This window comes from Photorhabdus hindustanensis (assembly GCF_002968995.1).
GTDB lineage: Bacteria > Pseudomonadota > Gammaproteobacteria > Enterobacterales > Enterobacteriaceae > Photorhabdus > Photorhabdus akhurstii.
The window spans coordinates 24,291-39,031 of record NZ_PUWT01000049.1 but is presented as its reverse complement, the minus strand read 5'-3'; the positions used below and the strand labels follow the sequence as shown (position 1 = coordinate 39,031).

General features: G+C 38.2%; 13 protein-coding genes. 2 read left to right on the top strand and 11 right to left on the bottom strand.

Going from position 1 to position 14,741, the window contains the following annotated elements; all coding sequences use genetic code 11:
- Positions 1-106: 106 nt before the first annotated feature.
- The 9 genes from C6H66_RS17025 to C6H66_RS16985 all read right to left on the bottom strand — a co-directional run bounded on the left by C6H66_RS17025 (position 107) and on the right by C6H66_RS16985 (position 11,324).
- Positions 107-850: a 4'-phosphopantetheinyl transferase family protein gene (locus tag C6H66_RS17025; RefSeq protein WP_105396195.1), complete on the bottom strand. Its 744-nt coding sequence runs from the start codon at positions 848-850 to the stop codon at positions 107-109.
- A 45-nt stretch (positions 851-895) separates the two neighbouring features.
- Positions 896-1,906 (bottom strand): fimbrial protein, encoded by a 1,011-nt coding sequence (locus tag C6H66_RS17020; protein WP_105396194.1) that lies wholly within the window; start codon positions 1,904-1,906, stop codon positions 896-898.
- 261 nt (positions 1,907-2,167) lie between these two features.
- The gene (locus tag C6H66_RS17015) at positions 2,168-3,136 is read right to left on the bottom strand and encodes a fimbrial protein (protein WP_105396193.1); all 969 of its coding nucleotides are present in this window, start codon (positions 3,134-3,136) and stop codon (positions 2,168-2,170) included.
- Positions 3,137-3,163: 27 nt separating this feature from the next.
- Complete coding sequence (locus C6H66_RS17010; protein ID WP_248000708.1) at positions 3,164-5,644, bottom strand: fimbria/pilus outer membrane usher protein; 2,481 nt, start codon at positions 5,642-5,644, stop codon at positions 3,164-3,166.
- Positions 5,645-5,667: 23 nt separating this feature from the next.
- Positions 5,668-6,336, bottom strand: a complete 669-nt coding sequence (locus tag C6H66_RS17005; RefSeq protein ID WP_105396191.1) for a fimbrial biogenesis chaperone — start codon at positions 6,334-6,336, stop codon at positions 5,668-5,670.
- Positions 6,337-6,392: 56 nt separating this feature from the next.
- The gene (locus C6H66_RS17000) at positions 6,393-6,905 is read right to left on the bottom strand and encodes a fimbrial protein (protein ID WP_105396190.1); all 513 of its coding nucleotides are present in this window, start codon (positions 6,903-6,905) and stop codon (positions 6,393-6,395) included.
- 1,197 nt (positions 6,906-8,102) lie between these two features.
- A complete protein-coding gene (locus tag C6H66_RS16995; protein ID WP_105396189.1) occupies positions 8,103-8,876 on the bottom strand; it encodes a glycosyltransferase family 9 protein in 774 nt (257 codons plus the stop codon).
- Between the two features lie 537 nt (positions 8,877-9,413).
- The gene (locus tag C6H66_RS16990) at positions 9,414-10,151 is read right to left on the bottom strand and encodes a hypothetical protein (protein ID WP_105396188.1); all 738 of its coding nucleotides are present in this window, start codon (positions 10,149-10,151) and stop codon (positions 9,414-9,416) included.
- Positions 10,152-10,427: 276 nt separating this feature from the next.
- The gene (locus C6H66_RS16985; protein ID WP_065391270.1) at positions 10,428-11,324 is read right to left on the bottom strand and encodes a LysR family transcriptional regulator; all 897 of its coding nucleotides are present in this window, start codon (positions 11,322-11,324) and stop codon (positions 10,428-10,430) included.
- A 257-nt stretch (positions 11,325-11,581) separates the two neighbouring features.
- Between C6H66_RS16985 and C6H66_RS16980 the strand changes: the two genes are divergently transcribed.
- Both C6H66_RS16980 and C6H66_RS16975 read left to right on the top strand, forming a co-directional pair.
- Positions 11,582-12,619: a tail fiber protein gene (locus tag C6H66_RS16980; RefSeq protein ID WP_105396187.1), complete on the top strand. Its 1,038-nt coding sequence runs from the start codon at positions 11,582-11,584 to the stop codon at positions 12,617-12,619.
- A complete protein-coding gene (locus C6H66_RS16975) occupies positions 12,620-13,045 on the top strand; it encodes a tail fiber assembly protein (protein WP_105396186.1) in 426 nt (141 codons plus the stop codon).
- Positions 13,046-13,307: 262 nt separating this feature from the next.
- Here C6H66_RS16975 and C6H66_RS16970 read toward each other — a convergent pair whose 3' ends face one another.
- Together C6H66_RS16970 and C6H66_RS16965 are read right to left on the bottom strand one after the other, a co-directional pair.
- Complete coding sequence (locus tag C6H66_RS16970) at positions 13,308-13,577, bottom strand: hypothetical protein (protein WP_146111061.1); 270 nt, start codon at positions 13,575-13,577, stop codon at positions 13,308-13,310.
- Positions 13,578-14,027: 450 nt separating this feature from the next.
- Positions 14,028-14,732 carry an IS6 family transposase gene (locus tag C6H66_RS16965; protein ID WP_105396184.1) on the bottom strand — a complete coding sequence of 235 codons (705 nt, stop codon included), beginning with the start codon at positions 14,730-14,732 and terminating at the stop codon, positions 14,028-14,030.
- Between the last annotated feature and the right edge of the window lie 9 nt (positions 14,733-14,741).

The window sequence follows — 14,741 nt, the reverse complement described above, 5'->3', positions numbered from 1 at the left end:
GAGCTATTGGTAGATATAGAATAATTAATCAGTTAATCTACGGCTGTTCTCGATTTCATTGGTTAAATTGCAGATCAAGGTCAGCATCAGAAATTATTGTTTTAACTTATTGAATAATTAACGTTAATATTTCTTGTGGATAGATGATAAATTGCCCACGAAATATTGTACCTGTTGGGTAATGAGGAGTGAGTGTTTCCCGCAACGCTAATGTTATTTCATTATTTTCAAGTGATAGGTTAATAATCTCCGCCGCTTCAAAGCCAAAGAACCGTTTTACTTGTGGATATAGCGCTTTATATAAACTCTCTTTTACAGAAAAAGCGAGGGTAAACGCTTGTTCAAGTGGTAAATGACAATGTTTCAGAAGTTGAATTTCTCTGTCATTGACAATCATTCTTGTGATTTCATCCATATTTTGACGATCGACGATAGCTTCTACATCGACACCAATTAATCTGTTATGAATTTGCGGCGCAGCCAGCACAATTGCACAATAAGTTGAATGAGAAACAGAACCGCAAATACCTTCCGGCCAGATTGGAGCGCGATCATTACCGGAGATCAAATTAAATTCCGGTTGCCCTAATTGCGCTAAAAGTTGTCTGGCGCAATAACGTGCCGCCAGATATTCAGCCCGCCGCTTCTTGACGGCTTTAGCTAATGTAGCAGGGAAGGGGAGATTTAATTGATTGAACAATTCATCGTGATAATGTGAAAGTTCAAAACGAGCTTGCCAGAAATGCACTTGGGGGTTATTAACAACCGTTCCATACTCGATTTGAGTGATAAATCCGTTGTCATATTCTGGCAGCGGCGCTTGATTGGTGTGTATAACTGTCTGTTCCATGTTGATTATCCTGATAATAAAATATCCTACAGTCTATACTTAATATCACTCATATTGAACGGTAAAATGTGCTATTGCGTTAGCTTTTCCGCCTGTTATTCTATCATCGGTTTGGTAATAGCGGGCAGTGAAAGGTAAATTATAACGAGCATTCCTGTCAGAATGACCGACGACAAATGGTTTTCCAATAGGAACGGGTGCTCCCATATATAAGATTTGCACACCAACCCCTTTTGCTGTATTCGTTGCATTAGCTCTGTTTAATTGAATAATACTCTCTGGGGCGCCACTGATTGTTCTTGCTGAAAATGTAATGGTAGGTTCGATTTTTTCTGTGCATTCAATGCCGATATTAAAATCAGCGTAGCCGGCAGTTGTTCCTTTTCCTTTAAACGAAGAACTATAAACATCATGAAATCTAACGGTTTGATCGCCAGATAGCGCCATGCAGCCTTGAGCAGTAACATGATATCTTGTTTTGTTTCTTATTGTTATTAGACGGATGCCGTTCGATGTTTGTAATAGGGAAATTATTCCAGCATGTAGTGATCTTCCCGATTTAATTGCGCCTTCTTTATAGAGATAAACATCAATATCACCGATATCTTTCCAGGTGATTTTTTTCTTTTCTGGAGGATAATAGATATAACTTCTGCCATCCATTGTGGGATATTTCATATTATTTAAGTTACCGGTAGAAGCAACAAAATATAAATAGAGATTATCTATGCCTGTTGTTAACTTTCCGGTCCCATGCTTTGTACTACCGGCTATGCTGGGATAAACACTTTCACCAAAAACCAAATATCCGTTGTCATCACATGAAAAAATAGGATCATTTATATTTAGCCCCATACTGCTAGCTAACTGTTCAGCACTAAATCTGGCGACATGAATACTTTTAGTGTTTGATGTATTTAAGTTTAATTTAAGTGAATTTAAATCAAAATATACAGTGCCGCTACTCGTTGTGGATTCTGAGATGCAAGCAGCATCTATTTTATTGATATTAAACAGTAAAACAGCAGAAATTAATAACCGTAAATAAGATTTCATATCTATGCCTGTTGAGATTTATTCTTAATTACTGACAACGCAATTTACTAATAACGCGATTTATTAATAATACAACGAAGCGAGAGTAGCGCCATTATCTTCCCGATATAATTTATTAGTGAAATTAATATGGCAGCTTTATCTAGTGTCTAAATCAGGTTTTAATTCTGCTGTATTATTAACATCACTGAGGAAAATGTCTCTTGTTTCTCATGTTATCATGATGTTAATAATTTAAGTTAAATTATGTGGTTTGTAAAGCTATTTGTATTCAATTGTGAAATGAATTGTTGCATTAGCTTTTCCTCCGGTTACTTTATCATCTATTTGGTAATAGTGGGCAGTAAGCGGTAAATAATAAAGATCTTTTTCACCTCCCCATTCAGTTATAGAAAGAGATGTATCCATATCAACAGGATTATTTTCATGCAACAATTGAACGCCAATACCTCTGGCTGTTTTTCCCTCGCTGTATTGGTGTAGTTTAACAATGCTATTTAGGCTTGGACTCACTACTTCTCCTGTGAACTTAATCGTGGGGATATTTTTATCTTTACATTGAATGAGAATATAAAAGTTATTACGACCAGCAGTAGAGCCTCTCCCTTTAAATGAAGAAGTATGAATCTTGCCAAGTTTTATTTCTTTATAGGGTGTGGATGTCATACAGCTTTGACTGCCAATGATATTTTCCTTATTATATTTTATATTTATTAATTTTTTACCATCACTTGTTGATAAAGAAGATATAAACCCTCTTTTTAGTATGGAGCCTGATTTGATATCACTCTCTTGAATAAGATTAATTGTTATTTTACCAATATCTCTTAAAGTTATTTTTCTATTGATGCCATCATGAGAGCTACCCTTAACATCTCCGTCATAAGATATGGAAAAATATAAATTATCTACACTGGTTTTTATCCGACCACTCTCTTTGGCGAATCCTATTCTACCTGATGTTGTTTCGAAAGATATATCTTCATTATTATCACAGCTAGCAATGGTTGAGTCGGCTTTAATTCCTATTTTGTTAGCCAGCTCCATAGGACCGTATTCAGCGATGATAATAGGTCTTCGAATATTAAAGTCTGCATTGATAATTTCATTTATCTCAACATTTAAATCAATTGCTTTAAAATTCTTGCTTAATTTACATGAGGCAATTGATTTTGTAATATTGAGCAGTGTTAATAATAATATTGATAATATAATTAATTTGTTTCTCATACTTTCCCTGAATAAATACTGCTTTAATCACTGACAACGTAATGAAGTCAGAATAATACCATTAATTTTTTGATATAATTTACTATCGAATTGAATATGACAGTTTTGTTTATTGCCTAAATCGGCTGTTAATTTTGCTGTGTCATTCACACCACTGAGGAAAACTTCTCCTCTTTCATTCGCCATACCATTGACACCATTTGGGCCCGTAATGACTGTGCCGAATGGAAGTTTCTTGCCGTTATGTTGTAAAGTTAAAAATACTCGATGACCAATACGAATAGAATAATCCGCCAATACTAAAGCCCCCTTGGTTGGAATGACCTTAGTGGTTGGATTATCAATATCTACGTCATCACTGAATGTATTGGTATCAAGAGATAACATATTTTCCCGATATTGCGATATATAAGGCACAACGGTATATCCTCGCCAATCTGTACTGATAGAGGTATTATTCAGTACCTTGGCATTGGTTGCTCCGGGGGCACGAATTAAAGCACTGGCGCCGCTTTCGCTAATATTTTGCGCCAGGGTAACGCCATAGGGATGGGCAATAATCGCTCCCTCTAATCCATAATTAACCCGCTGATTTTTTCTATGATCAGTGGTATAGCCTACATTAATTGAACCATATGAACCTCGGTAATATAAACTGGCGGCATTACCTGATTCTTTTTCTTTCTCAGATTTTTCATAACTGTAATTTTGAGAAATAGTATAGTTCAGATTCTGTTGTTCCAGTAAAGAGCCGGATAATGTCATTGAATGCTGGCTGTTACCGTTAGTGTTATAGGAGGTATCATAATCTACCGATGCACTATGATTGTTTGATGGCAGCCATTTATCCAGAGGAATACTAATATTGAATGAAAACACTTGATCGTTATTAATGTTTGAGCGATTACGATGGTAATTATAGCTCAATGACAAAGAGATATCACGAATATTAGTATTATAGGACATAGAATATGACTGATTCTTACTGGTTTTATCTTGCCAGTAATCTTGTTGCCAGGCCGATAATGAAAGACTGCCATATTGCCCTAAGCTTTGGCCCATTGTTATTTGCATCCGGTTTTTAGGCGCGCTATTTCTGTTATTATTCGTAAATTGGTGGTTATTATTAGCATCGCTAAAGCTGTAATAACCATTGGTATTGTAGCGATAACCCGCCAATGTCACCGTTGTATTAGTTTCAGTAAAACCTTTACTGTAGCGTATTTGATAAGATTGCCCGCTTTTCTTTTCTCCATTTGGGAAATGAGTTGCTGCATTGGTGACATCGATTGATACCGCGCCAATTTTTCCTAAATTATGTCCTAAACCTAATGCATGACTTTGATAGTCAGAAGAAACAATAACTCCGCCATAAATGGTGGTGCTATCCCATAGCCCGTAAATAGCTTCTGTCTGAATAAATCTTTTTTTACTAGCCTGTTTGCCACCGCTGAATTTACCGATATTAGCAAAATATTTCATTTGACCGGAACGGATCATCAATGGTGAGGCAGCAAAGGGCTGAGTAAATTTTCTGACATTGCCATTCTCTTCATAAATGGATATTTCCAGATCACCATTCAGGTTACTGGGGTAAATATCAGTAATTTCAAAAGCGCCGGGTGGCACAAAAGTTTGATAAATAATATTATCTTTCTGGTGCACTTCTACTCTTGCGTGAGTCATCGCGATACCGCGTACAACAGGCGCAAACCCTTGTTGGCTATCTGGCAACATTTGGCTATCAGACATCAATTTAATGCCATTAAAGGTGAAACTATCGAATACCATGCTATCGGTGGATGTTTCGCCTAATACCAGTCGAGATCTCAATGGTCGAATATCCCGTTCAGCATAGGCTTTAAGCGATTTCCATTCAGATGTTGTACCGGTATGGTTGTAGTAACTATTATGACGAATTCGCCACGGACCTAAATTAAAGCCACTACGTAAATTCAGATATTGATTCTGTTCACTTTGATTTTTATTCCAGGATTGCATTCCTGTTAAATGATAATTGGTGAAAAACATAGGCAAACCATCGTCCCACTGATCAGGAGAGATATCTCCCCTGATTTGCGATTGCATGGCAGCTTGTGGAAAATTCAACATCAGCGTCAAAGCGCTTAAATCCAGTTCTGCTGACGCCTGTTTAATATATTTCTCCGGTTGAGAAATGATCTCTTGTTCAGCAAGGGATGCTAATTCTGGGAAGCTTGCTGTTTTTACCCCGATTTCTTTCAATAAACTGATAGATAATTCAGGACAAAGTTTATTTCCACAGTCAATAAAGGATAGGCTTTTAATGCCGATATCCCTTTTATTGACGATAACATTAACTTTATAGACGCCTGGAATATGGGAGTCCGTTTTTGCCAGACTTTCCAGATTAATATTCTCTTTGTCTTCGTCTGATAATTGTAATGCATTGATATCGAAATACAGCTCTGCATATGCTGGCAACGATAAAAAACAAATCATTAAAGCAAAACTGATTATTCTTTTCACAATACACTCATCAGACAATATTATTAGAAATTAAACCGGCGCTCTTCTGTTGTGCCACCGTAATCATTGATAGCAGTCAGAGTCACGCTTTTTATGCCATTTGCGGCTGAAAATACCTTATGACTAAAAGGGGGAATAAATCCGGGTCTAGGTATTAATGTTCCGTTAATTTTCATCTCATTAAGATTAACGTAATAAGCCGTGGGGTTAGTTAATTGAATTCCATTGGCATTACGTGATGCTTCCAAACGATTAATGGCATCATTAGCATCGTTATCAGATAGCCCGGATGGACGATAAATCAATTTGATAATGTTTTTTATCGTGATGATCATCTTGCTATTGTCATTTTTTTCAACTGCCGGAATCGCATTGACATTGAGTAAAAATATCGATTCCCTATCCGCAGGCAGATGATTGCCGATATATGAAACACGAATTTGGTGCTCGCTCTCTTTCGACATCTTAAACAATGGCGGTGTAATAACGAACGGTACTTTATTTTGACTGTTATCGATATTATCTACCCATGATTGAACAAGATAAGGTCTTTCTGTGTCTGAGTTGGTGATAGAAATCGTGGCTTCTTTTTGTGAGCTATTATAGATCAGGCGAGTGCCACCTAAAGTAATCCCTGCTTGTACTTGCCCTATAAAAAAGACAAGCAAAAAGGGAGTAATAAAGCGAAGCATTTTTACTCCTTTAGTTATAAAAATGTTTAATTATATTAAAGATGTTTGTTCGATGATTATGGATATATGATTGTGAAATTGATATCTTTATTTATCGCACCTGCTGTAATACTATTATTTGTCGAAATTAGTTTTGCTATGAATTTCATAGTGGCGGTGTTACTTGTGATTGTTGCAACTCCCGTAGCATGTTCTCTTGGTTTTATTTCAGTTCCACTATCTGCATTGGATATTTGAATACCCACTCCATCCAATCCTGAAGCGTAAAAACTTTTATTATGAATATTAGGCTCACCATCAAATGAGATACCTACAGCTCCATCTTTAGGACAGGCTGTTAAAGAGATAGAAAAATCTTTACTTATACCAACTGTATTTGTTTTTCCTCCAAATACGTTTTTTGACAGCTTACCGAAGTTTACGGTTCCACTGTCCGGGACATTTATTGTGCACCCTTCATTAATAATAGTACCTCGGAATTTAATTGTTCCATCATAAGATAACGCACTGAAACTACTAAAAATTCCTAATGCTGCTACTAAAGAAACCAAAATAAAATTCTTTTTCATTTAAAAATACCTTACCTTAATAAATATATTTTTTAGTCTTGCCTATACAATAGAAATATACATCTAACCATTATTATAGTTTAATGGTTGATGATATCATTAAAGTCATTTTTACATGGTAATATAATGCAATTGCATATTTAACCATTTCTTACATATATCTTTAGTTTATCCTAACTTAGTCATTGTTTCTCACCATGTTATAGTCTGCCCCATCTATATTCATATTATTGATAATAATGTCTGATATTAATTTCTTTCCAGAAAAGAGTTGTTTTATTCTCTAAAATATCATCTATTGTTATAAATCTACTCGTGTTGTTAATAATGATTCTTATTTTTATTAAGATGTTCTAAAATCTTACGACACGATAAGTCTCGTGTTAATAGCAAAATTCTTTTAATGTATTGCTAATAATGCAGTGAAAAGTGCTTAATAGGTAAGGTGCATAGTACATATGGATAAATTCATCTTCACTATTTTTACTGAAATGGAAATTCAATAGCGATATTAATAAAAGTAGTCTATAGCTACTCAACGCAACACACTAGTATCTTACTCAAAGAAAGTGAATATTCTGATTGGGCGAACCGTAATATGTAATGCCATCGCATTAATAATATCAATACGATCGGATAAACTGCCATCTTAACCACAGTTAAGATAACGAAAATTTCTTCTTATTTTTGTTAGAATCTTAAGTTGATTTCCAATCCAGAGTTTCTTCTTTGTTTTAGGTCTATTTCTCACTCGACGGAAAATAGTATTAACTAAAATATGATCTTTTTCAACAACTTAAACAAAAAAATAGTATTTTTTTTGCAATTAATTAAAATTTCTTTCTATTTCATTGTGTTATAAGATTAAATTAATCGATTGATTGAGTTAATTCAATTAAGAAATAGTAATGATGTTTATTTAATGTCTTATTTTTCATCATGATATAAATTAGACAAATTGATTCATTTTTGTCTTATTATTAATTCGGATATTCCATTGCTATTAGTGTGGCTGTATATTTCATCATCAAAATCATTAATCACAGTTTTAGTCATGGAAGAAATTAACCGGGCTGGAACCGAGCGTTAACAGATGTCAATCTATGTGGTGTATACATTTAGCGTCTCTGTCTGGTGGAGTGACATTGAAACAGTTAACAAGTTACTGTGCATTCGCATGAATAAGTGCAAATAACTTTACCTACAGCTTGATTCGAATAATAAGTATGTTTTTTCTGAGGAGAGCAATTTAAAAACTGCCTGATAGATATCTTCCAGAGGAATATTGTTGACATTTTTGGGATCATAAAGTGTCACACATTGGTTTTCAGAAGCAAGGGGAGCCCAATTCTCCGGCTTAGTGACACCATAGAGAGCCACCAGTTTTTTGTCTAATGCGGCGGCTAAATGGCATATTCCACCATCACCAACAATGATCAGATCTGTGCTGTTGAGAAGTGACAAAAAAGAGTGTAGTGATTGACATTCGACTATCTGAGTTTGGTCTCCTATCATTGCAAGTAACTTCTCAGCATGTGATCTGTCATGTCGAAGAGTGGAGATAATAAATCTCACATCTGGAAAATGATTTCTAATTTTCTGGGCAATTAATGCTATCCGTTCATGAGTAATACAGCTACTTTGCCGATTATTTGAGACAGAAAATAGGATAGTGGGAGAGCCATGCTGTTTGATTGGTGACAAATATTGAGATGAAATTTTAGGGAGTAACTCAGAGGACAATTTGTTTATTTCAGAATCAAATGTTTTTAATATTTTGAGTGATTGATGATATCCCTTAATATGCTGCGGACAGGTTGGGTAATTGATTAGCTTTTCGTGCCATTGATGTGATTGTGTTACCGCATAACGTTTTTTGGCCCCTAAAAGCCATAAAAATAGGTTATTCAGTTTCATGGGAGTGGGCTTTGCTGAAATGGCGATATCAAAATGTAATTTACGCCATTTCAACGCGGTTCCCAGAGTAGTGATATATTTATTTCCTTTTGGAATAATATGTGTGATGACTTCTGGGCAGAGATAATCAGCTAATTCCTTATTATTAGATTCGATAAATAGATGAATCTCAGCTATGGGAAATTTATATTATAAATATTTTATTAATGGCTGAGTACAAATTAAATCACCAAGACCATTACGGCGTAAAATTGCAATTTTCATTGGTTGTTAACTGACATATGGACAAATAGTGATACTAATATTGTAACTTTTGATACCTTGAAGTAGTTATGATAACTTTCGTATCCGCGAATTGCATACCGTAATTAATACGGAATTCCTTGAAATCGTTTACATCGAGTTCATCATAATTGGGGGACAGTGTAATTTGCTCCCCTTATGGATATCCACTTGTTGATGGGTGATTCGATATCGATTATCTCTGTCTTCTGTAGGCTCCAGAATTACCGAATCATCACAGCCTTCTGATATAGATTTCAGAAAATAACAAACCGGTTGTGCATGAAGCGACAACCGGAAAATGGGCTTTTATTTTACTAGTTTCGGGATATCACCGCTGAAATCAATCCACGGGTTGGCGCCCAGCATCTCTGCACTATCAACACTTGGTTCGTCATAGCGCATAACGAAATGCTTCGGCCCGTGGGCAAATGCCACGAGTAGTCCATCCTTAGCATCCAGGAAGCCAGCATGCATTCCGAGTCCGGGATAGCTAAGGCGCCAGGCGGGATCGCCAGTTTCCACGCGTCCTATCGATAGCTTTGCAATCTCTCCGTCCGGCAGACGGAAGAACCAGGTCCACGGGCCGCCAGCTACAACTGTCATGACTTCATCAATACCCATCCCGTCTTCAGAGCTATTCACGTGCAGTTTGCCGAATTTTTCGAGAACGGTTTTTCTGGCTTCAACCGAAATTGCTTTCATATCGTAGACCTTAGGATAAGGTGCAACACCTATTTCCGATATCGACAGAAAACCGCCGCGGTGAGCTTCCGGCTGGCGGCCAGCCAGTCGGATTTGCTCCAGAAGTTCTCCGCGGTGTAAAGAAAATAGCGAAATCAGTTTCTCGCTCTCTTCTCCAGTGAGTGTGCGCGTTTTTGACACTTCAAGAATAGGTTTAGCTTCTTCAGGGATCGGAACTGTACTGACCCGAACGCCGACGGAAAATAAAATCTTGTTGATATTCTCAATGCCAACGGTTGGTTGACGTCCATCAAGATAAAACAGGACAAGATTTTCTGATGCTGAAATAGCGGAATTGTTCATATCTACACCCCAATTTTGATGTAACCGGTAAATTCATCTGCAAAACCGAGTATAGGGAGATGGATAGTTTATTAAAATGCCTGTTATGTGAAAATATTATGCACTGATAGTAAACAATTTTAATCCCTCGCTGATAGGGCCATTACTTTTCATGACCAGTTTGCTTGGCGTCTATTTCAATCGGAAATTTGCTATTTAAGAGATTGTCGGTATTCAGGAAAAACAGAGCGAGTGCTGTGATTTTGTAATCAAGCGTCCGTTAAAATCACAAGATATTCAGCAAGTTTCATCCAGTGCATTGACAAGGAAGTCGATAAAAGCCCTTGTCTTGATAGAGCGTTCTTTATGAAAGGGTTGTATGGCATACAGTGCCTGTGTGTCCGCTTCCCATTCAGGAAGCAGTCTGACGAGTTCGCCTGACTGTAGCTCATCAATGACCAATAATTCAGGCAGTAAAACTACGCCGTGTCCAGAAAGGGCTGCCTGTTTGAGCGCAAGTCCGTTATTCACCACATAGGTTCCGGGCTTAAGGTCAACGACTTTCACATCATTTTGATTGTGAAACATCCAGCGTCGTGGAGAAGAAGATAAACTGTAGATAAGGCAGTTATGAGAAGCGAGATTTTCAGGGATGAGTATTTTTTCAGAAGCCTCAATATATGCTGGTGAGGCGCATAAGACTCGGGGCACTTTTATCAGCTTTCTGGAACGAAGGCTGGAGTCGCTCAGTTCACCTCCCCCACGTATCGCAACATCTATTCCATGCTCAATAAGATCGGTATATTTATCGCTCATGACAACTTCGACAGAAATACCGGGGTGAGCATGTATAAACTGGCATATCAGTGGATTTAATACCTTGAGCCCTATAGACATTGGAATACTCACTTTTATCGAGCCTGTCAGAGTGTGAGAGGTTTTCATAACTGATAAGTCAGCATTCTCAAGTTCATCCAAGATGTTGCATACCTGATGATAGTAATTCCTGCCACTTGCGGTTATATGCATGCTTCGGGTCGTTCGATTAATCAGGGGGCTTTTAAGATGCTCTTCAAGCTCATTGATGTTCTTACTGATAGCAGCCTTGGATAAGCCTAGATCTTGGGCGGCGGCTTTGAAGCTGCCTAATTCCACAACACGCCGGAAAACGTTGATTGCTCTTAACTTGTCCATAAGCGCCACTGTTGAATGAGTTTAACTGGCCGGTGTATTAATAAACAGAGATAAACGATTATGTTTGATCATATGTTATTTTATGTCATTCTGTTATCGAAATATGCAACTCACCAAATGTTAACCAACTAAATTTAGTCAAGTCGTACTCTCCAGTATTGATAAACCAATTTTATTGATGTTTACAGGCGGAGAAGTATTCCCCCGCCTTCATGTTACTTAGCAATGTGTATTGTTGATTAAATGAGGGAATAAATATGAGCACTCAAGATAAAAAAACTGAGATAAAAGCCTTAGAAGATAATTTAGTAGTAGTACCAACACCTGAATATGTTAAAGATTCAATCAAAAGCGCGATTGAAGAGCACGCACAGAGCAGGAGCCACCCTTACGCAACATTGGAAGATAGAGGGTTTGTTACTCTAAGTAATGATGTTTGTAGTGATAGTGAAACTCATGCGGCAACATCTAAAGCAGTGAAAGCAGCATATGATCTGGCAAATATAGCTAATCAAAACGCCATTAGAAATAATGCTAATTTCTTGGAGAAAAAGCAGAACGGGGCGGATGTTCCTGATAAAGCGGAGTTTGTGAAGAATCTCGGATTACGGGAAACTGTGGAACTGGCGAAAAATTCGGTGCCTAATAGCAGGAAAATTAATGGAAGAGCACTGACTAATGATGTCTCTTTGAATGCTGCTGATATCGGAGCAATGAACGCTACCAGTTTGGGAACTATTGGAAATGGTAGTCGGTTTAGTGATTATGTATTGAGTGGATTCTATAACGTAACTGTTTCAAATCCGTCTTCCGTCCCAGATTTTCCGCTGTTTTCCGCAGGATATTTATACGGAGATGGAATTTTGGAAGCATTGAACGGAGGTAACGTTATTTTCCAGCGTTACACATCTCATCATGGACAAGAAGCCGTTCGGCAATCTTGGGATAAGGGAAACACATGGGGTGGGTGGGTTAGCCAATTGGTTAGAAGTTCAACACTTTTGGAAACGGCGGGGTGGATTCAAGATCATAACACTGGGGTCATTACGGCATGGGCGACAGGTGAAATCGCGACAGCAGAACTTTCAATGCAGGTTCCGTTACCAATAACTTTTCCAACAGGTATTTTAAATGTTCAGGTGTCAACCAAAGTACCTAAATACGACGTCTACGCTGACGGTTTTTGGCAAGTTATTGGTTGGGATAAAGCATCAGTCACTGTGGAGCTGCAATTAGTTGCATCTGGTGCATATAATCGTCAATATCAACCTATGATTTATGTTGTGGGGTATTAAATGAGGTATATTTATAGCCCAAAATCAAATTCATTTTATCCGGTTGAACTAAAACAACGATATATGGCTTCTGACTCATGGCCTGAAGATGGTATTGAGGTAAGTGAGAAAATTTATTTAGAATTCGCGTCGAGTAGTCCACCGGTAGGAAAGCGCCGTATTGCCGGCTCTGATGGGTTACCTGCATGGAGTGACATTCCGCCGCCATCTCAAAAAGAGCTGCAACGTTCGGCAGAACGAAAAAAGCAGCATCTGATGTTACAGGCCGCAAATACTATCGCACCGTTACAGGACGCCGTTGATTTGGATATTGCTACGGATAAAGAACAAACCTCACTAACTGAATGGCGTAAATACAGGGTGTGGCTCAGTCGAGTGGATTGCTCAATTGCCCCTGATATCGTATGGCCGGAACAACCAAAGTGATGACAGGGGATGTAATCGCAAACGTCGTTGTTATTGATCTCATACCAATCTAGACATGGATGTGTGACTGCTCCCTGCCGTAAAAAACGTATTGCAGGGGAAGTGAAAATAGCACTTTGGGGGGGAATTAAACGGGGTTAATGATTATGATTCATGATGAAAGGAACAAACCCCGTTATTTTCAACGAGGTTTGTCAGCGGTCTGAATGGTTGTGATTTCTCACTGCCATTGTTTTTGCATCACGTTGTCAACTAAGCGCGGTCAGCTTGCCGCGCTGCCCGCAAGTTTCTTCAGCTCTGCAAGGATTGCGTTATACAACTTCCCGATGGTAGCAATATCAACCAGCGCCGCGTCGACAGGGGAAGCGATCTTCCCGTCTTCCGGCTCTCTTTTTCCCCCTCCATAATGGATTGTCGCCACAGTTTTACTGTCCGGTGAAAGGCGGTTGCACTTGCGAAACGTATAGTGATCGCCTCGCGCAGCTTCATTATCGAACAGGTACCGTTCAGCGGTGGGTGGCGCTTTCGTCACCAGGAGCACTGTACCGCTTAGGATTTACCTAAAGCATTTTAGTAAATAATTAACTATAAGCCCCCGTTATTACGGGGGGTTTTTATTTCTGCATGTACAAAAGAGTAAAAAATAAATTGGCAGGTTTTAGGATATTGACTACCTTGTGATTATGTAAATATTTGAAGGGGGACATGGGGAAGATCTGCGGGGTTGATACGTTTGCTATAGACAGCGGGGAGCGTTAAGGTCTGGTAGTTAAGAGTACTTCTGGCCTTCCTGAATATTATCTACTTGGTCTTATATATAACGATGATCTTTATTAGAGAAATAACAGAGACTATAGAAAATGATTAAGGAAGTATAGAAATGAAAATTATTTTAGATAGTCCCATGCCTGACGAGTCTGTACATTATTCGGCACTGTTGCAAATAAAGTTATCAATTTGATCTGTTCCGGCTCGAAGCAGGTTATAGACCAAATACTCGATTCACTAGACGCACTTCGCCTAAAGGTTGCCCATAATAAAAGCTTTCTGCCTGACCTTTGCGCAGAGCGCGCATCACTTCAATTCCTTTTATCGTCGCATGCGCGGTTTTTATCGATTTAAACCCTAATGTGGGAATGATAATACGCTTCAATTTACCATGATCACATTCAATCACATTGTTGTGGTATTTGATTTGTCGATGTTCAACGTGAAAGGGACACTTCCCTTCAAGCTTGAGTATATTAAGTGCACGGGCGTAAGGCGCGGCTTTATCGGTATTAATGACTTTTGGTATTTGCCATTTCTTCACGCGATTAAAAATCTTGCCTAAAAATCGATAAGTCGCCTTGGTATTCCGGCGTGGTGAGAGATAAAAATCAATTGTATATCCTTGGCTATCTGTCGCACGATAAAGATAAGTCCACTTGCCGTTCACTTTCACATACGTTTCATCTAGGTGCCAAGCGCCGACACCCGTTGGATTACGCCAATACCATCGTAGTCGTCTTTCCATTTCAGGTGCATAGCGCTGAACCCAACGATAAAGAGTCGTATGGTCAACATTAACGCCACGCTCAGTGAGCATTTCCTGGAGTTCACGATAGCTGATGCCGTATTTGCAGTACCAACGAACTGCCCACAAAATGATAATGCCTGTAAAATGACGGCTTTTGAATACATTCATACGGTGAGC

Excerpts from the sequence above, each read along its gene's own strand:
- C6H66_RS17025 (WP_105396195.1), bottom strand. The coding sequence starts at position 850 with ATGGAACAGACAGTTATACACACCAATCAAGCGCCGCTGCCAGAATAT.
- C6H66_RS17020 (WP_105396194.1), bottom strand. The coding sequence starts at position 1,906 with ATGAAATCTTATTTACGGTTATTAATTTCTGCTGTTTTACTGTTTAAT.
- C6H66_RS17015 (WP_105396193.1), bottom strand. The coding sequence starts at position 3,136 with ATGAGAAACAAATTAATTATATTATCAATATTATTATTAACACTGCTC.
- C6H66_RS17005 (WP_105396191.1), bottom strand. The coding sequence starts at position 6,336 with ATGCTTCGCTTTATTACTCCCTTTTTGCTTGTCTTTTTTATAGGGCAA.
- C6H66_RS17000 (WP_105396190.1), bottom strand. The coding sequence starts at position 6,905 with ATGAAAAAGAATTTTATTTTGGTTTCTTTAGTAGCAGCATTAGGAATT.
- C6H66_RS16990 (WP_105396188.1), bottom strand. The coding sequence starts at position 10,151 with ATGAACAATTCCGCTATTTCAGCATCAGAAAATCTTGTCCTGTTTTAT.
- C6H66_RS16985 (WP_065391270.1), bottom strand. The coding sequence starts at position 11,324 with ATGGACAAGTTAAGAGCAATCAACGTTTTCCGGCGTGTTGTGGAATTA.
- C6H66_RS16980 (WP_105396187.1), top strand. The coding sequence starts at position 11,582 with ATGAGCACTCAAGATAAAAAAACTGAGATAAAAGCCTTAGAAGATAAT.
- C6H66_RS16975 (WP_105396186.1), top strand. The coding sequence starts at position 12,620 with ATGAGGTATATTTATAGCCCAAAATCAAATTCATTTTATCCGGTTGAA.
- C6H66_RS16965 (WP_105396184.1), bottom strand. The coding sequence starts at position 14,732 with ATGAATGTATTCAAAAGCCGTCATTTTACAGGCATTATCATTTTGTGG.